We start from the raw sequence: 24,992 nt of genomic DNA on the forward strand, positions 1-24,992 counted from the left end.
GCTGCAGGCCCCTAGGCCGGGGGCGTCTGCTGCTTAGCTTTTTTGCAGTTCTTCCATTCTGGCTGTTACTTTTTCTCTTTTTTGTTCATAATCCTTCTGCTTTTCTTTTTCTTCCTCTACGACATGCGCCGGAGCTTTGCTGACAAACCCTTCGTTGTTCAATTTTTTCGTGACCCGTTCCACTTCTTTATCGAGCTTTTCTTTTTCCCGCTGCAGACGTTCTATTTCCTCGTCCACATTAATCAGGCCTTCAAGCGGCAGAAAGATTTCCGCCCCGCTCAATACGTGGGATATGGATTTTTCCGGAGCTTCAAGCACTGCATCGATAGTCAGCGTCTCAGGGTTTCCAAACCGTACAATATAGTCACGCCCCCGTTCGAGTCGTTCCGAAGCCTGGCTGTTGGACGGTTTCAGGCTCATCGGCACCGCTTTGGACGGTGGAACGTTCATTTCCGCCCGCGTATTCCGGACCGAACGAATAACCTCTTGAATTAATTCCATATCGCGCACCGCTTCTTCGTCAAACAGCTGTGAATCTGCCTTCGGCCAGGAAGCACTCATGATTGACGTTCCTTCGTGAGGAAGATGCTGCCAGATTTCCTCCGTAATAAACGGCATCATCGGGTGAAGCATGCGCATCGTCTGGTCAAACACATGAACAAGCACAGACTGGGCCATGCGTTTTGGCTGTTCCTCTTCACCGTACAGCGGCAGCTTGGCCATTTCAATGTACCAGTCACAAAGGTCGTCCCAAATAAAGTTATAGAGCGTCCTTCCGGCTTCTCCGAACTCGTATTTCTCCATCAGCTCGGTGGCATTCTGCTTTGTTTCCTGCAGACGGTGTAATATCCAGCGATCCGCAATCGTTTTTGTGCCTTCGAGCTCGATCTCTTCCGCCGTTACCCCTTCCACATTCATCAGTGTAAAACGGGCGGCGTTCCAAATTTTATTGCCGAAATTCCAGTTGGCCTCTACCTTTTCCCACTGGAAACGAATATCGTTACCCGGTGTTGTACCTGTAGCGAGCAGAAAGCGCAGAGCATCCGCCCCGTACTGATCGATAACATCCATCGGGTCTACCCCGTTGCCGAGGGATTTACTCATTTTCCGTCCTTCACTGTCACGTACCAGTCCGTGAATAAGCACGTCCTCAAACGGGCGTTCACCGGTAAACTCCAGCCCCTGAAAAATCATCCGCGACACCCAGAAGAAAATGATGTCGTAGCCGGTCACAAGAGCACTGGTCGGGTAGTAGCGCGCATAGTCCGAGCTTTCTTCCGGCCACCCCATGGTGGAGAATGGCCATAAAGCCGAGCTGAACCACGTATCAAGCACGTCTTCATCCTGTTTCCATTCATCCGGATTTTCCGGTGCCGTGCGCCCTACATAAATTTCGCCTGTTTCTTTATGGTACCAGGCGGGGATACGGTGTCCCCACCAGAGCTGGCGCGAAATACACCAGTCCCGGATGTTTTCCATCCACTGCAGATACGTCTTTTCAAAGCGTTCCGGCACAAAGGTGACTTTTTCTTCCTTATGCTGAAGTTCTACTGCCTGTTCCGCAAGCGGCCCCATGTTTACAAACCACTGCGTGGAAAGGTACGGCTCAACCACTGCGCCGCTTCGTTCAGAATGACCAACAGAGTGCATATGCTCTTCGATATCAAACAGAATATCGTCGGCCTGCAGATCCTTCGTAAGCTGCTTCCGACAGGCAAAGCGGTCCATGCCTTCATAGATGCCGGCATTCTCATTCATGCTCCCGTCTTCATTCATCACAAGTACACGCGGAAGATCATGACGGTTGCCCATTTCAAAGTCATTTGGATCGTGCGCTGGCGTGATTTTCACTGCCCCCGAACCAAAATCCATGTCCACATAGTCGTCTGCGATAATCGGAATTTCTCTTCCTATTATCGGCAGTACGGCCGTTTTCCCAATGAGATGCTTATAGCGGTCGTCCTCCGGGTGCACTGCGACTGCCGTGTCCCCGAGCATCGTTTCCGGACGGGTCGTCGCTACTTCAATCGAGGTATTTTCGCCTTTAACCGGGTAGCGCATATGGTAAAAGTGACCCTGCACTTCTTTGTATTCCACCTCGATATCCGAAAGCGCCGTCTGCGTTTCTGGATCCCAGTTGATAATGTATTCACCCCGGTAGATAAGCTCTCTTTCATACAACGAAACAAAGACTTCCCGTACCGCTTCCGACAGGCCTTCATCAAGCGTGAAACGCTCTCTCGAATAATCGAGTGAAAGCCCGAGCTTGGCCCACTGGCTGCGGATGAAATCTGCATATTCCTCTTTCCATCCCCACGTTTTTTCCAGGAATGCCTCCCGTCCAAGCTCGTAGCGGCTCGTACCTTCTTCTTTCAGCTGCGCCTCGACCTTAGATTGGGTAGCAATGCCTGCATGGTCCATGCCCGGCAGCCATAAGGTATCATAGCCCTGCATGCGTTTCATGCGGATTAAAATATCCTGAAGCGTCGTATCCCAGGCATGCCCCAGGTGAAGCCGACCGGTTACGTTCGGCGGCGGAATAACAATTGTATACGGCGTACCGTCTGTCTGTCCTGCTTCAAACTGCCCTGTTTCTTTCCAGAAGTCATACCAGCGGTTCTCTGTTTCTTTCGGGTCGTACTTTTTCGCCATTTCCGTTTCTTGTTTTCCCATACAAATCCCCTTTCTTCTCATAAAAAAACTCTTCATCCCGAGTAAGGACGAAGAGTTTTCGCGGTACCACCTTAATACCTGCGGCCACGCAGGCACTTTCCCATAACGGCGGTTACCGTCTTTTCTTACTGTATACGTTCAGAAAAGAAGCTCGAGGGCGACTTTCCGCACGGGTCGTTAAAGAATCTCTCAGCCCAGGATCCTTTTTCTGTACAACAGACCTGCGTGCGTACTCCTCCCTGTTTCTGCATTTATTATTACTATTGATTTAGTGTCTTTATTTTACGAAACCATGACGCATGCGTCAACTATCTTCCCCGTGTTCTTTATTTGCAGCAAGGCTTGCAAAGACGCGGTCAGCCGCCTCAATGGTCTTATCGATATCTTCTTCGCTGTGCTCTGTCGATAAAAACAATCCTTCGAACTGCGAAGGTGGAAGCGAAATGCCTTCTGCCATCATTCCACGGAAATAGCGCGCGAACATTCCCAGATCAGATTTCTTCGCAGAAGCAAAATCCACCACAGGTTCATCGGTAAAGAACAGTCCGATCATCGCTCCGGCACGGTTGATCTGATGAGGGATTCCATGCTTGGAGGCTGCGCGGTTCAGTCCTTCTTCAAGCTGGGCTGCCCGGGCGCGGAACGTTTCATAGCTGCTTTCGTCCACCTGCCTGAGTGTTTCAAGTCCGGCTGTCATCGCCAGTGGATTGCCGGAAAGGGTACCTGCCTGATAGATAGGCCCGTCCGGGGCAATCTGCTGCATGATATCGGCGCGGCCGCCGTAGGCTCCCACCGGAAGCCCACCACCGATCACCTTTCCAAGGCATGTGAGATCCGGAGTCACGCCGTAGTGTCCCTGGGCGCTATTATAGTCCACCCGGAAGCCGCTCATGACTTCATCAAAAATCAGCAGACTGCCGTACTGGTTCGTTATATCACGAACGCCTTCGAGAAATCCTTCACCCGGAGTGACAACACCCATATTCCCGGTAACAGGCTCGAGGATCACACCAGCGATTTCATCACCGTATTCATCAAATGCCTTCTGCAGGCTGTCGAGATCGTTGTACGGAACGGTAAGCGTGTTCTGGGCGATTGAGCCGGGGACACCGGGACTGTCCGGCAGACCAAGAGTCGCAACTCCGGAGCCGGCACGAATGAGTAGAGAGTCTCCGTGGCCGTGGTAGCAGCCTTCCATTTTTACGATTTTGTCCCTGCCCGTAAATCCACGGGCCAGACGAAGCGCACTCATTGTCGCTTCCGTACCAGAATTCACCATCCGGACGACCTCAATGGAAGGTACACGGTCAACAACAAGCTCTGCAAGCCCTGCTTCTGTTACGTGCGAAGCGCCGAAGCTGGTGCCTTTTTCAGCCACAATTTTTAAACTGTCGACCACATGCTCATTTGCGTGTCCGAGAAGAAGCGGCCCCCAGGACATCACATAATCAATGTATTCATTGCCGTCGATATCTTTAATGCGGGAGCCTTTGCCTTCATCCATATAGACGGCCGGATGGCCGACAGATTCATATGTCCGCACGGGGCTGCTGACTCCGCCCGGCATTACTTTTTTTGCGCGTTCATGTGCATGTATTGAATTATGATACGATTTCATGTCATACCTCCTGAATACTTAAAAGTTATCTTTTTTGCTATTCCCGTACTTAGTATAACGAAAACAAGCCCTGGACTGAATACCTTCCAGAGCTTGTTTCTATCATTTATTGTCTTCCTGCATATAGCGGACAGCATCCTTGGCGAAATACGTCACAATCAGGTCAGCTCCGGCACGCTTCATGCTTGTGAGCTTTTCCATGACAATATCCTTTTCGTTTACCCACCCATTCTGGGCGGCAGCTTTAATCATCGCATATTCCCCGGAAACGTTATAAGCCACTACTGGATAACCGGTGCGCTCCTTCACTTCTCTTACAATATCGAGATAAGCAAGGGCCGGCTTCACAATGAGAAAATCGGCCCCCTCTTCGACATCAGTTTCCGCTTCTTTTAACGCTTCAAGCCGGTTCGGAGGATCCATCTGATAGGTTTTCCGGTCCCCAAACGAAGGAGTGCTGTGAGCCGCGTCACGGAACGGGCCGTAAAAAGCACTGGCATATTTAACTGTATAGGACATCAAAGGCACCGTAACGTGCCCTGCTCTATCGAGTCCTTCCCGGATAGCCGCTGTAAAGCCGTCCATCATGTTCGACGGCGCAATAATGTCTGCTCCGGCTTCCGCCTGGGAGACCGCGGTTTCTGTTAGGTTTCTCAGCGATTCATCGTTATCCACGTAGCCGTTATGAATTACCCCGCAGTGCCCATGGTCTGTATACTGGCACAAACAGGTATCCGCAATCACCGTTAATGACGGATGATTCTCTTTAATCTGCCGGATCGCCCGCTGGACAATCCCGTCTTTCAGAAACGCAGGGGTTCCTTCTGCATCTTTTTCTTCCTCGTGAGGCACGCCAAACACGATGACGCTCGGAATACCGAGGGCTTCCAATTCATCCATTTCCGTATCCAAATAATCCAGGGAAACGTGATAAACCCCCGGCATAGATGGTACTTCTTTTCGCACATTTTCCCCTTCGACAACAAAAATAGGATAAATCAAATCGTTGGGTCTTAATTCGTTTTCCCTTACCATTGCTCTTATACCAGGCGTTGTCCGCAGCCTGCGGTGCCGGCGGAAATGTAAATCAGCCAATGTGAAGCCTCCTAGGTAATTTCCTTGGTTTTTTCTATCATTCCTTCAACGGAATGAACTTCTGCTTCGTACACATACTTGAACCCGCTCTCGCGGGCAGCGCGGCCGGTCGATGGGCCAATGGCCACTACGGGAACAGTCAAAAGCGCCTGCCGGTAAGCCCCTGCAAGCCGATATAGTGCATCTACAGAGGATGGACTCGCAGCCGTCAGTACGTCAACTTCCTGATTCTTTAAGACTGCCTGCAGAAGAGCCCCATTTTTTTCTTCCGGTACCGTCGTATACAAATGCCATACCCATACGCTGATGCCCTGGTCTGTAAGCAACCGGTACAGGGTGTCCGCCGCCTGGGCGCTTTGGGGAAGAAGCACGTTATCCCGGCGGCCGATCACTCGTGCGGCTGATTCAGCTAACGAAACGGCTTTATATTTTTCCGGCATCAGCTCTACCTGAAAGCCTTCCTCTTCCAACGCTTGTTTGGTCTTGGGCCCCACAGCAGCTGTTTTTAAGCCGGGGGGAATACCCAGACCATACCGCTTTTGCCATTCCGCCAGATAATAGACGGTATTCACACTGGTTACCAGCAACCAGTCTATATTTCCGCGCTGCCACCGCTCTGCCATGGTCTTTTCCATGCCCCGTACCGGTACGGTCGTAATAACCGGCACCGCTTTGACACAACAGCCTGCAGACTGAAGACCCTGCACCAGACTTGCATGCTGGCCGGCTCCTCTTGTCACCAGTACTGTTGCTGTCACTATTCTTCCCCCATCTCTTCCCGGGCCTGTTCCAGAATTTCTTTGCCACCCCGTCCAAGCAGGGCGTGCGCGGCCTTTCTGCCCATTTCTTCCGGATTGTCACCCGTGAGCTTTTCTTTTAGTATTTTGCGTCCATCTGTGGACCCAATCATTGCGGTTAATTGTACATTACCCTGCTTATTAAGCGTAGCGTATCCGCCAATCGGCACCGCACATCCTCCTTCTACGGCTTTCAGGAAGGCCCGCTCAGCAGCAACACATACCGCTACCGGCTCATCGTGAAGGTTTTGAATGATCTTTAATATATCTTCGTCCCCGCTGCGGCACTCAATACCAAGTGCACCCTGGCCTACGGCCGGTACACACATATTAGGCTCAAGAAATTCCGTGACAATCTCATCGCTCCAGCCCATACGCTCCAGGCCGGCGGCGGCTAAAATAATGGCGTCAAAGCTTTCCTCGCGCAGCTTCCGGAGCCGTGTTTCAATATTGCCCCGAATCCAATGGACGTTTAAGTCCGGGCGCTCTGCTTTAATCTGGGATGTGCGCCGCAGACTGCTCGTACCAACTACTGCTCCAAGCGGCAGATTATGAAACTTTACATGATCGTTTGCAATATAGGCATCCCGCGGGTCCACCCGGTTAGTGACAGCACCGACCTCGAAGCCTTCCGCCATTTCTCCCGGGAGATCCTTCATGCTATGGACAGCTATATCAATTTCACCGTCTGTAAGTGCCTGCTCAATTTCCTTTACAAACAGGCCCTTTCCGCCAACTTTAGATAGCGTCCGGTCCAGAACGCGGTCACCTTTTGTAGAGATTTTTTTCACTTCAAAACGATAAGGCAGGTCCAGCTTTTCAAGCTCCTGCTGCACCCACTCCGTTTGTTTTAATGCCAGATTACTTTTTCTAGTGCCCAGGGTAATTGTGCGCATGCGTTTAGCCATTCCTTTCTAAGCATCCATAGTTATTATAAGTACCATATATGAAACTGACTCAAATCACTGGAAATAAAATAGTTAATGAGTAAAACGACAAAACAGGCAACGTTTAGAAGCGCCATTCGGTACCCGCGCCAGTGATGAACGGCCAGTAAATATATATACGTACTGTAAAAGCCAAGGAGAATGATCGAACCGATGACTTTTGCGTCCTGCCAGGGGAGAGAGTCGTACCATTTCCCTGCCCAGAGAAAACCAAACACCAGCCCCGCGAATAAAAGAGGGACTCCAATCACCGTGGTCGTTCCTGCCAGCTTTTCCATTTTCGGCAGGTTTTCCATTCTAATTAACCGTTTCCCCCACTGCTTCCTTTTTAAAAGCTGATGCTGCAGCACATACATCGCGGAGAATACAAATGCCAGTGTAAACGAAGCATAAGAGAGAAGAATAAAAATAATATGCACCACGAGTGTCTCAGACAAGAGCAGCGTTTCAAGCTCATTTGGGATATCGCCGTTAAACGAAAAAGAGCTGAACGTCATCAGCAGAAATCCGATCACATTTAAAAAGAAAACCAGTACATCCATTCGAAAAAACCAGTTCACGATAAGTGAAATGGTCACAAGCGACCACGCATAGAAATACATGCCTTCAAAAGGCGTGATTACTGGTGCACGATCATACATAAATATTCTAAGTACTAAAAAGGCCGTCTGCGAAGTCCAGACAATAGAAAGCAACCAGAAGGCGAGTCGGTTCACCTTCCGGTTGGTTTGAGAAAAATCAACGAAGTAGCAAAGGACGCTCAGGCCGTATAGTACAATCGTTACGATATAAATAATTCCTTCGGCTGCAACCATCCTGACGCCCCTCTCTTAGGAACGAACAGCGACATCTGTCGCGTAAGCATAGGGAAGGCGGAATCCGCGCGTTTCTCTGGAGGCATTCCATTCCTCTTCCGCTTCTTCCTTGCGTATTTGGCGCTCCTCTGCTGCTCTGGCTTCTTCTACTTCCTCTTCAAGAGCAAAGATTTCGGTAAACAGCTGCAGCATTTCTTCTGCATCGTTGTTATCAGCCATTTCTTTAGCTTTCGTTATCGGATCCTTGATCATTTGATTGATAATGCTTTTTGTGTGCTTACGCAGCACTTTCTTTTCCCGTTCGGTAAGCTCCGGAAGCTTCCGTTCCACACTATCCATGGTATCTGCCTGAATAGCCAGAGCTTTTGTCCGAAGAGCTGAAATCACTGGTACCACTCCGAGAGTATGCACCCAGTCCTTGAAATCCGAGACTTCAGCATGGATCATTCTCTCCATCAGTGCTGCAGCTTTTTTGCGTTCTTCCATATTGGAATTCACAATATCCTGCAGGTCATCAATGTCATACAAAAAAACGTTATCGAGCTGATTCAATGCGGGATCCAAATCTCTTGGAACCGCAATATCAACCATAAACAGCGGTTTGCCTTTTCTTTTTTTGCTGGCAGAAGCCACCTGCTCTTTACTCAGCACGTATGAATCCGAACCCGTGGAAGAAATTAAAACATCTGCCTGACAAAGTGCATCAGTCAGCTCCTCCATTGGTTTTGCTTCACCGTTAAACTGCGTAGCAATCTGTTCTGCTTTCTCATACGTACGGTTAAACACCGTCACTTCGGCAGCACCGCCGGAGTGCAGATGCTTAGCTGTCAATTCGCTCATTTTTCCGGCACCCAAAACAAGCACCCGCTTGTTTTTGAACGAGCCGACGACTTTTTTACCAAGCTCAACAGCCGCATAGCTGACTGATACAGGATTGTCGTTAATTTCTGTTTCGTGATGGGCCCGTTTGGAATACGTGACTGCACGTTTAAACAGTTCATTAAATATCGTGCCGGTCGTTTCATTCTCATGGGCTGTAGCAAGGGCGTTTTTCACCTGGCCCAGTATTTGTGTTTCACCAATCACCATGGAATCAAGACCGCTTGCAACCTGAAACAAATGCTGCACCGCTGCATCATTTTCGCGTATATTTAAAAATGGGCCAAATTCTTCCTGTGGCATTTCAAACCAGCGGCCCAAAAACTTTTTCACAAAATGTCTTCCTGTATGCAGCTGGTCGACGACTGCATACACCTCTGTCCGGTTACAAGTAGATACGATGACGCATTCCAGGATACTTTTCATGTCACGAAGCTCCTGCAGTGCCTGAGGAAGTGTATCCTCCTGAAAAGCCAATCGTTCTCTCGTTTCAACTGGAGTTGTTTTATAGTCTAATCCAGCGACAATAATATGCATGTCCGTATCTTCACCCCCTGCGTCATCAGTACCATGTTTAATGCAACCACCAAATGTTCAACTCTATTTATACGTTCCACTCTTCACACAACCCATTGTATCACACAACTATTTGTCTTTTAGCATTAATTTGTGAACAAGGGCTGACAGTTTTTCTACTGTATCTTTCTTTTACTCACCGTTCCAATGTATATCTTCCACATATCATTTTCAAATAAACTGCTCAATGGCCCGCCACGCTTCATCTTTACCCTGGGCGGTTTCTGCAGAAAATACGACCGTCTGGTCCTCCGGCTTCAGCTTAAGCGTTTCTTTAACACGCTTTAAATGACGGGGACGTTTATTTTTCGTGATTTTGTCCGCTTTTGTTGCAATAATAACTACCGGCAGCTCATGAAATTTCAAATAATCGTACATGGCTATATCGTCTTTGGTCGGCTCGTGGCGAAAATCGATAATCATAAAAGCAGCTTTCAGCACCTCTCTGCTTTTGAGATACTCCTCCATCATTTCGCCCCAGGCTGCCCGTTCGCTTTTCGATACTTTCGCATAGCCGTAGCCGGGAACGTCTACAAACAAAAAGCGGTCTTCGATATTATAAAAGTTAAGCGTACGTGTTTTGCCGGGCTTTGAAGAGGTCCTGGCCAGGTTTTTTCTCGCTAACAGGGAATTAATAAACGAAGACTTCCCTACGTTGGACCTTCCGGCCAGAGCTATTTCCGGAAGTCCTCCTTCAGGGTACTGCTTAGGGCTGACCGCGCTTATAACCAGCTCCGATTTATGAACTTTCATTTTTCTCCTCCAATGCTTCTTTTAACACTTCATCGAGATGCTTCACCGTGATAAATGTAATATCTTTTTTTATGCTCTCCGGTATATCTTCCAAATCTTTCTCATTATCGGCGGGGATTAGGATCGTCGTCAGTCCGGCGCGGTGGGCGCTCATTGATTTTTCCTTCAGTCCACCAATCGGAAGGACTCTGCCGCGCAGAGTAATTTCGCCGGTCATCCCTACTTCCTTTTTCACTTTCCGGCCGGACAGGGCGGACACCAGAGCTGTTGCAATCGTAATGCCGGCGGAGGGTCCGTCTTTTGGGGTGGCCCCTTCCGGAACGTGAATATGAATGTCCCATTTTTCCTGAAAATCCGGATCGACGCCCCACTCATCTGCTTTAGAGCGAATATAACTGAATGCTGCCTGCGCGGATTCCTTCATGACGTCGCCGAGCTTTCCGGTTAATTGCAGCTGTCCGTTTCCTTTTGCGAGAGAAACTTCAATAGATAAAGTCGTTCCGCCGGCAGCTGTGTAGGCTAGACCGGTGGCCGCTCCGACCTGATCTTCCTCCTCTGCACGCCCGTAGCGGTACCGCGGACGCCCAAGCAGTTCTTCAATTTTCGCGGGAGTTACTACTACTTTTTTGTTCTCTCCCATCACGATCAGCTTTGCTGCTTTCCTGCACACCGCTGCAATTTCTCTTTCGAGTCCACGGACTCCTGCTTCTCTCGTATACTCGCGTATGAGCTTCAAAAGAGCTCCCTGACGGAACTGGATGCTTCCTTTGGTTAAGCCGTTTTCTTTAATCTGCTTTTCCACAAGATGATTTTTGGCAATACCCTCTTTTTCGATTTCAGTGTAACCTGCAATGCGGATAACCTCCATCCGGTCGAGCAGCGGCTCAGGGATGGTGTTCATATTGTTCGCCGTGGTAATAAACATCGTCTTGGAAAGATCATAAGGCTCTTCCACATAATGATCTTCAAATGTATTGTTTTGTTCCGGGTCAAGCACTTCAAGCATTGCTGAAGATGGGTCTCCCCGGAAATCACTGGCCATTTTGTCGATTTCATCAAGCAGAAATACCGGATTAATGGTCCCTGCTTTTTTCATTCCCTGAATAATACGTCCAGGCATAGCTCCGACATAGGTTTTGCGATGCCCGCGAATTTCTGCTTCATCCCGGATGCCTCCAAGGCTCATTCTAGTGAAATTACGGTCGAGCGAGCGCGCAATGGAACGTGCCAGCGACGTTTTTCCGACACCTGGCGGTCCGGTCAGACATAGAATCGGGCCTTTCACGGATTCTGTCAGCTGCTGCACGGCTAAGTGCTCAAGTACCCGGTCCTTCACCTTTTCTAGTCCATAATGATCTTCATCGAGAACCCGCTGGGCCCGCTTAATATCGAGCTGGTCTTCAGTTTCCTCATACCACGGTATATCCACAAGCCATTCGATATATGTCCGGATAACGGAAGTCTCTGCAGAAGCCCCTGGCATCTTTTCGTAGCGGCGGAGCTCCCGCTCAGCTTTTTCCTGAACCTGTTCGGGCATTTTTGCCTGCTGAATTTTTTCTCTGAGTTCATCGACTTCACTTTCTTTTCCATCAGTCTCTCCGAGTTCTTTTTGGATCGCCCGCATTTGTTCGCGCAGGTAGTATTCACGCTGCGTTTTTTCCATCGATTTTTTCACGCGCTGCCCGATTTGATTTTCAAGACCTAATACTTCCTGTTCTTTCTGCAGAATATCGATAATTTTGCGCAGACGCTCCGAAGCGGTGAATTGCTCGAGCAGCTCCTGCTTCTCTGCTACTTTTAACGGCAGATGAGAGCTGATCATATCAGCGAGACGGTCGGCCCCTGCAATGTCCTGCACCGATTGGATCGTTTCACTGGAAATGCGCTTAGAAGCAGTGGCATACTGTTCAAAAGCTTCCAGCGCCTTTCTCATTAACGCCTGTTCCTCAGCCGAATCTGCGTGCTCTTCCGTAGGCAGCACTTCCATTTCCACTTCAAAAAAAGCATCCTTATCGATAAATTCTTTTATCTCTGCGCGCTCCAAACCTTCCACAAGTACACGGATGGTTCCGTTTGGAAGCTTCAGCATCTGCTTAATTTTTGCCACTGTACCGACATGGTACACATCAGCTTCGCCCGGATTATCTACTGATAAATCCTTCTGCGTTACGAGGAGAATCCGGCTGTCTTTCGCATTCGCCTGCTCAAGGGCTTCCACCGATTTATCCCTGCCCACATCCAAATGGAGCACCATCGACGGGAACACAAGCAGCCCGCGAAGCGGCAGCATCGGTATGGAGATCGTTGTTGTATTTGGCATTCGCTAACACCTCTATTGTCAAATTATGTTCGTTTGCTTTGCAGTGATGCGGTTATTACGTACTAAAGGTATACTATTTATTTTATCCTATTTATAAAATTACTGTCTATGAAACATTACTCATTGACAGGAAGTCGTCTATAAATGCTATGTATAAATAATCAGAACCCCCGCACCATACGGATGCGGGGGTTTCTGTATAAGGTCCCTTTTCATTCAGGCGAAAAACCGTTTATGCACTTTCTTTTGGTTTGTACTGTTTTAATGTTACTTCTTTGCCATCTTTTGTTTTCAGAAGAGGCGATCCGTCACTATCTACGCTCTCTGCTGTAATAGTGCAGGAAACAATTTCTTCTTTAGAAGGCAGATCATACATTACATCAAGCATAATCCCTTCGATGATGGAACGCAGACCACGTGCTCCGGTCTTCCGTTCAATTGCTTTTCGCGAAATCGCACGCAGCGCATCTTCGGTGAATTCAAGCTCAACTTCATCCATTTCGAGCAGTTTCTGATACTGCTTGACGAGCGCGTTTTTCGGCTGAGTCAGGATCTCAATCAATGCTTCCTCGTCTAATTGCGACAAGCTAGAAATAACAGGGATCCGGCCGATAAATTCAGGAATAAGACCATAGCGCAGCAGGTCTTCCGGAAGAATCCGGCTCATGTATTCATCGTGGCCCATTTCAGCATTTTCAGACTCTGCTCCAAAACCGATAATTTTACGTCCGAGGCGTTCTTTTACAATCTGTTCGATGCCATCAAACGCACCACCGCAGATGAAGAGCACATTGCTCGTATCGATCTGGATAAATTCCTGATGAGGATGCTTTCTGCCTCCCTGCGGAGGAACACTGGCTGTAGTACCTTCCAGAATTTTCAGCAGCGCCTGCTGAACCCCTTCTCCGGATACGTCACGGGTGATGGAAGGATTTTCTGATTTGCGGGCTACTTTATCGATTTCATCGATGTAAATAATCCCTTTTTCTGCTTTTTCTGTATCATAATCAGCTGCCTGGATCAGCTTCAGCAGAATGTTTTCCACATCTTCACCTACATACCCTGCTTCCGTTAAGGAAGTTGCGTCTGCGATCGCAAATGGAACGTTCAAAATACGGGCCAGCGTCTGCGCTAATAGCGTTTTTCCGCTCCCGGTCGGGCCTAAGAGCGCTATATTACTTTTAGCCAGTTCCACGTCGTCGGTTTTCTTTGTGGAATTTACCCGTTTATAGTGGTTATAGACAGCTACAGAAAGCGATTTTTTCGCTCTTTCCTGGCCGATAACATAATCATCAAGTGTTTCATTGATTTCGTATGGCTTCGGTATTTCTTCAAATTCCACTTCTTCTTCTGAACCTAATTCTTCCTCCACGATCTCTGTGCACAGTTCAATACATTCGTCACAAATGTATACGCCGGGCCCTGCGACCAGTTTACGAACCTGATCCTGAGTTTTTCCACAGAAGGAACATTTCAATTGGCCTTTTTCTTCATTGAATTTAATCAACTGGTTCACCCCTCACCTAAATATGAAACATTTAAAGCAGCGTAATGTATACAATCAATCCGCCTGACAAAGCCCTTCGATGACTTTTTTCAAAACGGCATATTCTCTGCTCTGCCTAAACACAATTATTAATTCTTCGTTTACTATATAGGAAGTTTTTAAATAACACAATTATTGCGCTTGAGTTGAATTGTATCATACTTTTCTATGGAAATCGAAACAATACCCTTTACTCGGAGCAGCCGGAATGTGCTGATTTTTGACCATTTCAGGCGGAAAAATCCTGAAGGCATACTTCACCCTCAGGATTTTATCAGCATTTCTGCCTTATTCGTTTTCTGCTTCTTCAGCTTCCGGTTCTTCTTTCTTCGGTACAGTTTTGCTGTGCTCGACCAGATAATCGATAGCACGCTGCAGACGAAGATCCTGCTTCAGCATATCCACGCCGCCCTGCATTTCGATAAGGCTGCGGATTTCTTCTTTATCGCGCTGATACATATCAGCCATTTTTTGAAGTTCATTTTCTACATCTTCTTCACTTGCTTCGAGGTTTTCCTGCTCAGCTACAGCTTCAAGAGTCAGGTTCATGCGTACGCGTTTTTCAGCTTCCGGCTGGAACTGCTCTTTCATGCCTTCTTCGTCCGTACCAGTAACCTGCTGGTACATTTCAAGAGTCATTCCCTGGGACTGAAGGCGCTGGCTGAATTCCTGAAGCATGCGGTCAGATTCTGTATTGATCATTGCCTGTGGAATTTCTGCAGAAGCTTTTTCTGCTGCTTCTTCAACTACAGCGTCGCGCTCGTGATGTTCTTTTTCATGCTCACGGTCGTGTTCAAGCTGATGGCGCACTGCCTGTTTAAGCTCGTCGAGCGTTTCTGCTTCATGCTCTTCTACGTCTTTCGCAAATTCATCGTCGAGCTCTGGAAGCTCTTTACGCTTGATTTCGTGAAGTTTAACATGAAAGACAGCTTCCTGCCCGGCAAGATTTTCAGCATGGTACTCTTCCGGGAAAGTAACTGTAATATCTTTTTCTGTGCCCGGCTGCATGCCTACAACCTGCTCTTCAAATCCTGGAATGAAGGAATTAGAGCCGATTTCAAGCGAGTGGTTTTCCGCACTCCCGCCTTCAAAAGCTTCACCGTCGACAAAACCTTCGAAGTCGAGTACAGCGGTGTCTCCATCCTGCACTTCGCCCTCTTCCACTACAGCAAGATCTGCGTATTTGCTTTGAAGATTTTCAAGCTCCTGGTTTACCTCTTCTTCTGATACAGAGGTGTCAAACTCTTCTACTTCCAGCCCTTTAATTTCACCGAGTTCTACTTCCGGCTTTACGGTTACTGTAGCAGTGAATTTCAGGTCTTTGCCTTTTTCCACTTCTTCCACATCAATTTCCGGGCGGTCCACTGGCTCAATACCCGCTTCATCAACTGCTTCGGCATAAACATCCGGAAGCAGGATGTCCAAGGCATCCTGGTATAAAGACTCTACTCCAAAGCGGCTTTCGAAAAGCTTCCGTGGCACTTTCCCTTTACGAAATCCTGGAATAGATACATCGTTTTTCACTTTATCAAATGCTTGATCCAGAGCTTTGTCAAACCGTTCCGATTCTACGTCTACGGTTAAGACTCCCTGGTTTCCTTCTTTCTTTTCCCAACTGGCATTCATTCAAATTCCCTCCAAATAACTAGGTTCTACCGTGTAAACAACTACCCTATTATAACATAACACTAAACCATTTCAATGAATGATTCATTTTCCGCTAAACTTACTCCCACAAGGGATTAAACTTCACTTTCAAATAGGGGCTTTTCAGATTTCCTGAATGAACCCCTGGATTCTTTCGTATTCCTGCTGCATCGATTTAAAGCTTGGTTCAGCTACTCCGTAAAAATCCCTGATAGTCTGTTCATCCGGGAGTGGCTCAAACTGCCGGAACGTCTCAAAATGCAGCACCGCTGCCAGCACTTCAATCTGAACCGAAGGAGGAAAAGGATAGTAATACAACAGCAGCTGCTGCAGCAGCTCTTTCGCGTGCTGCAGAAGAACTGGATCCTTGTCCCCCAGTGAACGGTCGAGCAGAAACGAGGACTCTTTATATGAACTGCTTTCTTCTAAAGACGGAAGCGTTGACGGTGCAAACTCCCCTTTCCTGCCCAGCTTCTGTACCCAGACAGCATCTTCGACCTGCCAGTCCTTCAGAAGCAGAAGAAGGAAGCTTTTCATTAATGGCGATGTCTCTGGACGAGCCAGCAGTTCTCTTATTGCAGGCATCCATTTTTCCGGCCCTTCTTTTCGAAGTACGTTTAATACATGAAGCTTCTGGTCCTCCGTCCCCATTTGAAGCACCATTTCCCATTCCACTGGAAGCGAAGAACGTCCCTCAGGCGTTGTATCGTTTTCTTCCGTTTCTGATTCCATCTGTGTCATGCCGTCGGCCAGGGCGTATAATTCCTGAAACTGTTCTCTTAGATGGGCAGGTACTTCTTTTGTATTCTGTACTTCATCCAGCGTTTCAATTACCTGGTCGTACCTGCCAAGCTGGGCTAACACCGGTACGTATACGTGCAGAATTTCGAGGAAGTCACTGGTGTTGTCTTTAAGCAGTTCTTCTGCCCACCCGGCTGCTTCCTGCAGCTGTCCTGCTTCCGCATAAGCTAAAAGAAGACCATAGGAGGCGTCCGGGTTATCACTCTCATGAACCAGTGCCTGGCGAAAAACATTTACAGCCTGCTCCTTTTCCCCGGACTTCAGCTGCTCGAGCCCCTGCTTAACCAATTGCCCGGCTGTCCCGGGGAAAGAAACAACCTTCTGATTCAGCCGTTTATCCATCTGCAGCCTCCTTCTTTGCAAATCCGCTATGCCAGTAGATCGTAAACCTTTTGTATGGGCAGAACCAAATAGTATATGTATGTATGAATAACTGCGTTCATTAGAGCTTAATGTAAAAATGAAGACGGCCGCTGTGGGCCGCCTTCCCCGTTAAACTTTGACCCGTTTTTCATAAGCTTCAATATCTTCTTCATATTGAAGCGTAATACTAATTTCATCCCATCCATTTAACAGCATTTCCTTCCAATAGGGATCTATCTCAAATGTTGCCTGAAAATCCGCATCCTTATCAAAGATTTGCTGATCCTGTAAGTCTACTGTCAAGTGGTATTCTTTATCATTCCCATTCCGCATCAGTTCATAAACCTGATCTTCGGGCAGCCTCACCGGCAGTATCCCGTTTTTGACGCAGTTATTGTAAAAAATATCTGAATAACTGGGAGCAATAATAACGCGAAACCCATAGTCCTGAAGGGCCCAGGGGGCGTGCTCCCTCGAAGAGCCCGAGCCAAAATTATGATCGGCAATCAAAATTGAGGCATTGGCTGCTGACGGGTAGTTCAGCTCAAAGGAAGGGTCTTCTTCTCCATCTGACTTGAAGCGCCAGTCGAAAAATAAAAACTGGCCGAATCCGGTACGTTCTACGCGTTTTAAAAACTGCTTCGGAATAATCTGGTCCGTGTCCACGTTTGCACGTTCAAGTACTGCCGTGTTTCCTTCGTGCACTGTGAGTGCTTCCATGCTGCCACCTCCTTATGAAGAAACCGTTTGATCTAATTTTCGTACATCCACAAAGTGTCCGTATATAGCAGCCCCTGCTGCCATAGCCGGGCTGACCAGATGGGTTCTTGCACCTTTTCCCTGTCTGCCTTCAAAGTTTCTGTTGGACGTGGAGGCACAGCGCTCTCCCTCCGGTACAAAATCAGGGTTCATGCCAAGGCACATGCTGCACCCGGAGTCTCTCCACTCAAATCCAGCTTCCTTAAATACCTGATCGAGTCCTTCTTCCTCTGCCTGCAGTTTTACCTGCTGGGAGCCAGGCACCACCATCGCGCGGATACCGTCAGCTACTTTATTGCCGCGGATAATTTTAGCAGCCTCACGAAGATCTCCGATACGTGCGTTGGTACAGGAACCAAGAAACACGTGCTGCACATGAATATCTGTAATTTTCGTCCCCGGCTCCAAAGCCATATAGTCGAGCGATGTTTTGATCACTTTTTTCTCTGTGGCACTTTTACCATCTTCCGGATAAGGAACCGTACCGTGAATACCAACACCCTGAGACGGGTTGGTTCCCCAGGTCACCATCGGTTCGATTTCATCTGCAGGGATCACTACGCGCTCGTCGTATTCAGCTCCTTCATCTGTAGCAAGCTGACGCCACTGCTCCACCTTTTCGTCAAATTCTGCGCCTTCCGGCACGAACCGACGGCCCTTCAAGTAATCGAACGTCACCTGGTCCGGGCTGATCAGGCCGGCACGAGCCCCGGCTTCGATGGACATGTTACAGATCGTCATCCGCTCTTCCATCGTCAGACCGCTAATTGCCTCACCGGTATATTCCAGTACATAACCGCTGCCAAAATCAACGCCGAATTTAGCGATGATCGACAAAATAATGTCCTTGGCTGTGACTCCGGTGCCGAGTCTTCCGTCCACATGGACTTCCATCGTTTTTGGAGGAGACTGCCAAAGCGTCTGAGTGGCAAGCACATGCTCCACTTCACTTGTGCCGATACCAAAGGCAAGAGCTCCAAAAGCTCCGTGGGTGGACGTATGGCTGTCGCCGCACACGATCGTTTTTCCTGGCTGGGTCAGGCCGAGCTCTGGGCCGATAATGTGGACAATGCCATTGTTCGGGCTGTGAATGTCAGCAAGCTCCACTCCAAATTCCTTACAGTTGTCAAACAGCGTATCAATCTGTTTTTTCGAAATGGCATCCGTAATAGACTCCCGGTTCAGCGTCGGTACGTTATGGTCCATCGTTGCAAAGGTCAGGTCCGGACGCCTCACCGGACGCCCGCTCAGCCGAAGGCCTTCAAATGCCTGCGGGGACGTGACTTCGTGGACCATATGAAGATCAACATACATTAAATTCGGTTTGCCCGCTTCGGCACGAACAGCATGTTCGTTCCAAATTTTATCGATGATTGTTCTCGGCTTCATGGAAGTTCCTCCTTTTATTATTTTCCTGCCAGTCGTGCAATATGACTGCATACGGCTTTTGTGACTTCTTCCGTTGAGGCAGCAGATGTTTTATCTCTGCTTAAGTCTGCCGGAAGCAGACCTTCTTGAAGGACCTGTTCAATAGCTTCCTCCACTACATCCGATTCCCGCTGGAGTCCAAAGGAATACTTCAGCATCATTGCACTCGAAGCAATCGTGGCTAGAGGGTTCGCTGTCCCCTGCCCGGCGATGTCCGGAGCCGAGCCATGGACCGGCTCATACAAAGCGGGCTTTTCACTCCCCATACTCGCAGACGGGAGCATGCCGAGCGAACCTGTAAGCATCGACGCTTCGTCGCTTAAAATATCCCCGAACATATTTTCCGTGACGATTACGTCCAGTTTTTTCGGATCATACATAATCTGCATGGCCGCGTTATCCACGAGCATATGCTCAAGTTCCACATCCGGATAGTCTTTAGCTGTTTCTTCGGCCGTTTCCCGCCAAAGGCGGCTTGATTCAAGAACGTTTGCTTTATCGACTGATATTACTTTTTGCGTGCGTAAACGGGCAATTTCAAAGGCCTGCTGAACAATTCTCCGGATTTCTGATTTTTTATAAACCAATGTGTCCACCGCTGCTTCTTCACCGTCGATAGTCCGGCGTTCTCTCGGCTCCCCGAAATAAAGTCCTCCGGTCAATTCCCGGACAATCATTACATCGACTCCGTCGATCACTTCTTCACGCAGGGGTGAACTGTGCAGCAAACTTTTGAAACTGCGGACCGGGCGCAGATTGGCAAACAGTCCTAATTCTTTTCGAATGCGGAGCAGTCCTTTTTCCGGACGTTTTTCTCCCGGAAGGTGGTCCCACGCCGGTCCTCCGACTGCACCGAGCAGAATGGCATCGCTTCTTTTACAAATATCGAGCGTGTGGGCAGGGAGCGGATCATCGTAATCATCCACTGCTCCTCCGCCAATATCTGCATATTCAAATGTGAATGAATGGTTAAACGATGTTTCAATCTGCTTCAGCACCTGTGCTGCTGCCTCTACTACTTCCCGTCCGATACCGTCACCGGGCAGGATCGCAATCTTTTTTTCCATTTCGATCTCTCCCTTGTCCGCTGCTTCAGTAATTATTTTATGGCGTGGATATATTTGCTACTTTAGGCTGGTTTTCTGCACGACGCTGGTTTAGCACACGGTTCACAGCATTAATATATGCTTTTGCGGAAGCTTCAAGTACGTCGTTATCTGTACCGCGTCCACTGGATTCCGTTTCTTCAAATGCCAGCCGCACAAATACTTCTGCCAAAGCGTCCCGGCCGCCGGTCGTGGACTGAATACGGTAATCCTGGAGCGTAAAGCCTTCTCCTACAATTTTTTCAAGCGTATTGTAAAGGGCCTCTACGCTGCCTGAACCAGTGCCTGCGTGTTCGATGCGCTCTCCTGCCTGGTCCAGCACTGTAACTGTGGCTGTCGGGATATTTGAGGTGCCGTACGTCACCTGCAGTGTCTCAAGAGAATAATATTTCATTGCATCGCCAGCTTTTTCATCTGCCATTAAAGCAAAAATATCTTCATTTGTAATCTCTTTTTTCTTATCTGCAAGCTCTTTGAATGATTTAAATACTTTATTGATCTCTTCTTCGGTGGCATTGTAGCCGAGAGAAATAATCTTTTCTTTAAAGGCGTGACGTCCGGAAAGTTTGCCGAGCACCATCCGGTTCGCTTCTACACCGACGAGCTCCGGCGTAATAATTTCATACGTGGATGTTTCCTTCAGCACACCGTCCTGATGAATCCCTGATTCATGGGCAAATGCGTTGTCGCCGACAACGGCTTTATTGTTTGGAACCTGCATCCCCATCAGTGAACTGACAAGGCTGCTTGTCCGTTTAATTTCGTTCAGTGTAATATTGGTGGATTTACCGTAAAAATCATTCCGGATATGAAGAGCTACAGCAATTTCTTCCAACGAAGCATTGCCGGCACGTTCTCCGACCGCATTAATCGTGCACTCCACCTGCTCTGCACCACCCTCTACAGCAGCCAGCGAATTGGCAGTAGCCATGCCGAGATCGTCATGACAGTGCGCAGATAGTACAGCTTTGTCTGCGTTCGGCACTTCGCTTTTAATATAGCGGAACATGCTGCGAATCTCCTCCGGCATAATAAACCCGACCGTGTCCGGCAGATTTACTACGTCTGCTCCGGCATCAATGACTGCTTCGACAACTTCTGCCAGGAACGGAAGCTCTGTCCGGCAGGCGTCCTCTGCAGAAAACTGGACTTTGGCAAAACGCTCTTTTGCATAGCGTACTGCGTTAACCGCTGTCTCAATCACCTCTGCCTGGGTCATATGAAGCTTATGCTCACGGTGGATGGGGGAGGTGGCCAAAAATACGTGGATTCTTGGCTCTGCTCCTCCTTTTAACGCTTCCCAGCAGGCATCGATATCAGAAGTCAGTGCCCGGGACAACCCGGTTACTGAACTGTTTTTGACAGTATCCGCAATTTCCTTCACAGAACGAAGATCGCCTTTAGAAGCGGCTGGAAATCCCGCTTCAATAATATCAACACCCAGACGTTCGAGCTGTTTCGCAATTTGAAGCTTTTCTTCAAAGTTCAGGTTGACGCCCGGCGTCTGCTCTCCATCTCGAAGCGTCGTATCGAAAACGTTAATGTTTTTCACAGCATTACACTCCCTTGGAATTTGGGTTAACAAACGGCATCATTTCGCGGAGTTCGCGGCCTACCTGCTCAACGAGGTGGTTTCTTTCACGGGCATTGGTAGCGTTGAACTCTGGGCGGTTCGCCTGATTTTCCGCGATCCATCCTTTGGCAAAACGGCCAGTTTGAATATCAGTCAGAATGCCTTTCATCGCCTGTTTAGTATCTTCTGTTACGATGCGCGGACCAGCCTGAAAATCTCCCCATTGAGCGGTGTCTGAAATGGAATAGCGCATGCCTTCAAGACCGCCTTCATACATTAAATCAACGATCAGTTTTAGTTCGTGAAGACACTCAAAATAGGCAATTTCCGGCTGATACCCGGCCTCAACAAGCGTTTCGAATCCGGCTTTAACAAGCGCGGACGTTCCGCCGCAAAGAACAGCCTGTTCCCCGAAAAGGTCAGTTTCTGTTTCTTCCTGGAACGATGTTTCCAAAATTCCGGCACGACCCGCACCGATTTGTTTTGCATAAGCAAGCGCAGAGTTTGTGGCGTTTCCACTTGCATCCTGGTACACAGCATACAGAGCAGGTACTCCGGCTCCCTGTTCAAATGTCCGGCGCACAATATGTCCCGGCCCTTTCGGCGCTACCATGAAAACGTCCACGTCTTCCGGCGGCTGGATCTGGCTGAAATGAATATTGAAACCATGCGCAAACGCGATCGCTTTTCCAGCTTTAAGCTCCGGCTTGATTTCTTCTGTGTAAATCGTCGGCTGATACTCATCCGGAAGCAGGATCATGATAACGTCTGCTTTCGCTGACGCTTCTTTTACCGAATATACTTCAAATCCATCTTCCGACGCCTTGTCCCACGACTTTCCTTTACGGAGCCCAATGATAACGTGAACGCCGCTTTCCCGGAGGTTTTGTGCATGAGCGTGCCCCTGTGAACCATACCCTACGATTGCTACTGTTTTCTCCTGGAGTGCTGCCTCATTTACATCGTTGTTATAAAATACCTTTGCCATTGCTGGAACCTCTCCTTTTATGAATACTCATTAATTAATAATGGAATACCTGGTTTGATCACTGCTTTTTTTAGTAGCCCGTTGAAAGGCTGTTACACCCGTCCGGGCCATTTCTTTAATGCCGTAAGGCCTTAACAGGTCGATGAGCGCTTCCACTTTCGGAGTGTCTCCGGTCACCTGGATCGTGACGCTTTCTCTGCCCACATCGATAACTGTGGCCCGGAACGGGGCAATTAAATCCGATATTTCTCCACGCTGGCCGGAAACTGTCATGACTTTAATCATCGCAAGTTCTCTGGCTACAATCGCTTCATCGGTAATATCACGGACTTTTAATACATCCACCTGCTTATTCAGCTGCTTGATGACCTGGTCGAGACCCCGCTGGTCGCTCACATTCACTACAAATGTCATCCTCGACACTTCCGGGTTTTCCGTCATTCCAACCGTAATGCTTTCAATATTAAAATGACGGCGGGCAAAAAGACCCGTAATGCGGTTCATCACTCCTGTTGTATTGTTTACTGTCGCTGTAATGGTCCGCCTCATGGTTTCACTCCTTCCATTTGATGGTGCCCCTGCCCTGGAGCGATCATCGGATACACGTTTTCTTCTTCGTGTACTCTGCAGTCGATAAGCACCGGGCCATTGTAATTGAATGCTTCTTCAAGCACTCCCGCTACTTCATTTTCGTCGGTAATTTTATATCCTTTAATATCATACGCTTCCGCCATCTTCACGAAATCCGGCTGGATTGGAAACAAGGAGTTGGAATACCGCTCTTCATAGAAGAGCTGCTGCCACTGGCGGACCATGCCGAGAGAAGCGTTGTTGACCAGAAGTACTTTCACCGGCAGGTTCAGCTCCTGCAGGATGGAAAGCTCCTGCATCGTCATTTGGAAGCCGGCGTCTCCTAGAATAGCTACCACCTGACGGTCCGGCTCGGCAAACTGGGCACCGATAGCGGCTGGAAAACCGAAGCCCATCGTTCCAAGGCCGCCGCTTGTTACCCAGGCGTTCGGATGATCGAATTTGTAATACTGGGCCGCCCACATCTGGTGCTGGCCAACGTCCGTCGTGATGATTGCTTCTCCGTTCGTTTTTTCGTAAACGAGCTCTGTAAGCTTTTGTGGTTTAATATATTCAGAGCCTTCCTTGTACCAGAGCGGGAACTCCTGCTGCCATTCGTCCACTTTCATTTTCCAGCGCACGCTTTCGCCTGGCTTCGGATTCACTTCATTTAACAGGCGCAATGCTTCTTTGGCGTCTCCTACTACCGGAATATGCGTCTCGATAATTTTACCGATTTCTGCCGGATCAACGTCAATATGGGCAACTGTTGCCTGCGGGGCAAAGTGCTCGAGATTGCCGGTGACACGGTCATCGAAGCGGGCGCCTATATTGATAAGCAGATCAGCTTCATGGAGAGCCATATTGGCTGCGTACGTTCCGTGCATGCCCGCCATACCAAGTGCCAGTTCATGAGTACCTGGAAACCCGCCAAGCCCAAGAAGCGTAGAAGCGACTGGGATCTGCTGCTGTTCAACAAATTCAAGCAGTTCCGGGGAAGCACCGGCATGCAGAATGCCTGCTCCTGAAAGTATAACCGGGCGTTTGGCTTTCGTTACCGCATCAGCAAGCTTGCGGATTTGAAGCTTGTTCGGCGTGTACGTCGGCTGGTATCCGGGGAGATTCGGCTCATCGTCGTAATGAAACATACCGGAGGCAATGGAGACGTCTTTAGGAAGGTCGATCACGACTGGCCCCGGCCGGCCGGTAGTAGCAATATGGAATGCTTCCCGGATAATTCTTGGGAGGTCTTCCACCGTTCGAGCCTGGAAGTTATGCTTTGTGATCGGCATTGTAATGCCCAGGATGTCCGCTTCCTGGAAAGCGTCCGTACCAATCACCGATGTTGCCACCTGGCCGGTCACAACCACAAGAGGGAGAGAATCAATCATGGCGTCGGCAATGCCGGTTACCACATTTGTAGCTCCGGGTCCTGATGTTACTACACAAACACCGGGCTTCCCTGAAACTCTTGCGTATCCTTCTGCTGCATGAATGGCGCCCTGCTCATGACGGGAGAGAATATGCCGGATACCAGTACGGTAGATTTCATCGTACGTCGGAAGAATGGCTCCGCCGGGATAGCCAAAAATGGTGTCTACATTTTCCCGGGCCAACGCCTGGATCAGCATGCTTGAGCCACTCATTTCCTGGTTTTCATCTTTCAATTCGCGCCCTTTTACTTCTCTCACTCTTGTGTTCATACTCGCTCCTCCTTTTATACTCAAATCACTTTTTT

The 24,992-nt window shown here is 48.7% G+C and carries 19 protein-coding genes and 1 other annotated feature; all 19 genes read right to left on the bottom strand.

The genetic code is table 11. The features are described from left to right. Window positions 1-33: 33 nt before the first annotated feature. Window positions 34-2,673 carry a valine--tRNA ligase gene (locus Q9M42_RS10820; RefSeq protein WP_440972324.1) on the bottom strand — a complete coding sequence of 880 codons (2,640 nt, stop codon included), beginning with the start codon at window positions 2,671-2,673 and terminating at the stop codon, window positions 34-36. A 40-nt stretch (window positions 2,674-2,713) separates the two neighbouring features. Beyond that, window positions 2,714-2,928: a binding site (T-box leader), on the bottom strand. A gap of 49 nt (window positions 2,929-2,977) precedes the next feature. Next, a complete protein-coding gene (gene hemL / locus Q9M42_RS10825; RefSeq protein WP_322526492.1) occupies window positions 2,978-4,291 on the bottom strand; it encodes a glutamate-1-semialdehyde 2,1-aminomutase in 1,314 nt (437 codons plus the stop codon). Between the two features lie 102 nt (window positions 4,292-4,393). After that, window positions 4,394-5,386, bottom strand: a complete 993-nt coding sequence (hemB, locus tag Q9M42_RS10830; RefSeq protein WP_322526493.1) for a porphobilinogen synthase — start codon at window positions 5,384-5,386, stop codon at window positions 4,394-4,396. Window positions 5,387-5,397: 11 nt separating this feature from the next. Continuing rightward, a complete protein-coding gene (locus Q9M42_RS10835) occupies window positions 5,398-6,144 on the bottom strand; it encodes a uroporphyrinogen-III synthase (protein ID WP_322526494.1) in 747 nt (248 codons plus the stop codon). Next, on the bottom strand, window positions 6,144-7,079 hold the full coding sequence (gene hemC, locus Q9M42_RS10840; protein WP_322526572.1) for a hydroxymethylbilane synthase: 936 nt from the start codon (window positions 7,077-7,079) through the stop codon (window positions 6,144-6,146). Before hemC ends, Q9M42_RS10835 begins: the two co-directional genes overlap by 1 nt. Before the next feature lie 35 nt (window positions 7,080-7,114). Then, complete coding sequence (locus Q9M42_RS10845) at window positions 7,115-7,945, bottom strand: cytochrome C assembly family protein (protein WP_322526495.1); 831 nt, start codon at window positions 7,943-7,945, stop codon at window positions 7,115-7,117. Window positions 7,946-7,960: 15 nt separating this feature from the next. Beyond that, a complete protein-coding gene (gene hemA, locus Q9M42_RS10850; RefSeq protein WP_322526496.1) occupies window positions 7,961-9,361 on the bottom strand; it encodes a glutamyl-tRNA reductase in 1,401 nt (466 codons plus the stop codon). Between the two features lie 210 nt (window positions 9,362-9,571). Continuing rightward, window positions 9,572-10,153, bottom strand: a complete 582-nt coding sequence (gene yihA, locus Q9M42_RS10855; RefSeq protein WP_322526498.1) for a ribosome biogenesis GTP-binding protein YihA/YsxC — start codon at window positions 10,151-10,153, stop codon at window positions 9,572-9,574. After that, complete coding sequence (gene lon / locus Q9M42_RS10860; RefSeq protein ID WP_322526499.1) at window positions 10,140-12,473, bottom strand: endopeptidase La; 2,334 nt, start codon at window positions 12,471-12,473, stop codon at window positions 10,140-10,142. The genes yihA and lon overlap by 14 nt, the downstream gene beginning before the upstream one ends. 232 nt (window positions 12,474-12,705) lie before the next feature. Further along, entirely contained in the window at window positions 12,706-13,980 is a 1,275-nt protein-coding gene (clpX, locus tag Q9M42_RS10865) for an ATP-dependent protease ATP-binding subunit ClpX (protein ID WP_022793156.1), read from the bottom strand. A 327-nt stretch (window positions 13,981-14,307) separates the two neighbouring features. Then, window positions 14,308-15,645, bottom strand: a complete 1,338-nt coding sequence (gene tig / locus Q9M42_RS10870; protein WP_322526500.1) for a trigger factor — start codon at window positions 15,643-15,645, stop codon at window positions 14,308-14,310. A 144-nt stretch (window positions 15,646-15,789) separates the two neighbouring features. Further along, window positions 15,790-16,809 (bottom strand): tetratricopeptide repeat protein, encoded by a 1,020-nt coding sequence (locus tag Q9M42_RS10875; RefSeq protein ID WP_322526501.1) that lies wholly within the window; start codon window positions 16,807-16,809, stop codon window positions 15,790-15,792. 150 nt (window positions 16,810-16,959) lie between these two features. Further along, window positions 16,960-17,550, bottom strand: coding sequence for a 3-isopropylmalate dehydratase small subunit (leuD, locus tag Q9M42_RS10880; protein ID WP_322526502.1), 591 nt, complete (start codon window positions 17,548-17,550; stop codon window positions 16,960-16,962). A gap of 12 nt (window positions 17,551-17,562) precedes the next feature. After that, on the bottom strand, window positions 17,563-18,978 hold the full coding sequence (leuC, locus tag Q9M42_RS10885; RefSeq protein WP_322526503.1) for a 3-isopropylmalate dehydratase large subunit: 1,416 nt from the start codon (window positions 18,976-18,978) through the stop codon (window positions 17,563-17,565). Between the two features lie 17 nt (window positions 18,979-18,995). Further along, entirely contained in the window at window positions 18,996-20,084 is a 1,089-nt protein-coding gene (leuB, locus tag Q9M42_RS10890) for a 3-isopropylmalate dehydrogenase (protein WP_322526504.1), read from the bottom strand. 37 nt (window positions 20,085-20,121) lie between these two features. Then, window positions 20,122-21,675: a 2-isopropylmalate synthase gene (locus Q9M42_RS10895; RefSeq protein ID WP_322526505.1), complete on the bottom strand. Its 1,554-nt coding sequence runs from the start codon at window positions 21,673-21,675 to the stop codon at window positions 20,122-20,124. A 4-nt stretch (window positions 21,676-21,679) separates the two neighbouring features. After that, on the bottom strand, window positions 21,680-22,684 hold the full coding sequence (gene ilvC / locus Q9M42_RS10900; protein WP_322526506.1) for a ketol-acid reductoisomerase: 1,005 nt from the start codon (window positions 22,682-22,684) through the stop codon (window positions 21,680-21,682). Window positions 22,685-22,714: 30 nt separating this feature from the next. Beyond that, a complete protein-coding gene (gene ilvN / locus Q9M42_RS10905) occupies window positions 22,715-23,233 on the bottom strand; it encodes an acetolactate synthase small subunit (protein ID WP_322526507.1) in 519 nt (172 codons plus the stop codon). Then, window positions 23,230-24,957 (bottom strand): acetolactate synthase large subunit, encoded by a 1,728-nt coding sequence (gene ilvB, locus Q9M42_RS10910; RefSeq protein WP_322526508.1) that lies wholly within the window; start codon window positions 24,955-24,957, stop codon window positions 23,230-23,232. Before ilvB ends, ilvN begins: the two co-directional genes overlap by 4 nt. Between the last annotated feature and the right edge of the window lie 35 nt (window positions 24,958-24,992).

The sequence above is a fragment of the Marinococcus luteus genome (assembly GCF_034497705.1).
GTDB lineage: Bacteria > Bacillota > Bacilli > Bacillales > Marinococcaceae > Marinococcus > Marinococcus luteus_A.

Excerpts from the sequence above, each read along its gene's own strand:
- Q9M42_RS10820 (WP_440972324.1), bottom strand. The coding sequence starts at position 2,673 with ATGGGAAAACAAGAAACGGAAATGGCGAAAAAGTACGACCCGAAAGAA.
- hemL (WP_322526492.1), bottom strand. The coding sequence starts at position 4,291 with ATGAAATCGTATCATAATTCAATACATGCACATGAACGCGCAAAAAAA.
- hemC (WP_322526572.1), bottom strand. The coding sequence starts at position 7,079 with ATGCGCACAATTACCCTGGGCACTAGAAAAAGTAATCTGGCATTAAAA.
- Q9M42_RS10845 (WP_322526495.1), bottom strand. The coding sequence starts at position 7,945 with ATGGTTGCAGCCGAAGGAATTATTTATATCGTAACGATTGTACTATAC.
- hemA (WP_322526496.1), bottom strand. The coding sequence starts at position 9,361 with ATGCATATTATTGTCGCTGGATTAGACTATAAAACAACTCCAGTTGAA.
- yihA (WP_322526498.1), bottom strand. The coding sequence starts at position 10,153 with ATGAAAGTTCATAAATCGGAGCTGGTTATAAGCGCGGTCAGCCCTAAG.
- lon (WP_322526499.1), bottom strand. The coding sequence starts at position 12,473 with ATGCCAAATACAACAACGATCTCCATACCGATGCTGCCGCTTCGCGGG.
- tig (WP_322526500.1), bottom strand. The coding sequence starts at position 15,645 with ATGAATGCCAGTTGGGAAAAGAAAGAAGGAAACCAGGGAGTCTTAACC.
- Q9M42_RS10875 (WP_322526501.1), bottom strand. The coding sequence starts at position 16,809 with ATGGATAAACGGCTGAATCAGAAGGTTGTTTCTTTCCCCGGGACAGCC.
- leuD (WP_322526502.1), bottom strand. The coding sequence starts at position 17,550 with ATGGAAGCACTCACAGTGCACGAAGGAAACACGGCAGTACTTGAACGT.
- leuC (WP_322526503.1), bottom strand. The coding sequence starts at position 18,978 with ATGAAGCCGAGAACAATCATCGATAAAATTTGGAACGAACATGCTGTT.
- leuB (WP_322526504.1), bottom strand. The coding sequence starts at position 20,084 with ATGGAAAAAAAGATTGCGATCCTGCCCGGTGACGGTATCGGACGGGAA.
- ilvC (WP_322526506.1), bottom strand. The coding sequence starts at position 22,684 with ATGGCAAAGGTATTTTATAACAACGATGTAAATGAGGCAGCACTCCAG.
- ilvN (WP_322526507.1), bottom strand. The coding sequence starts at position 23,233 with ATGAGGCGGACCATTACAGCGACAGTAAACAATACAACAGGAGTGATG.
- ilvB (WP_322526508.1), bottom strand. The coding sequence starts at position 24,957 with ATGAACACAAGAGTGAGAGAAGTAAAAGGGCGCGAATTGAAAGATGAA.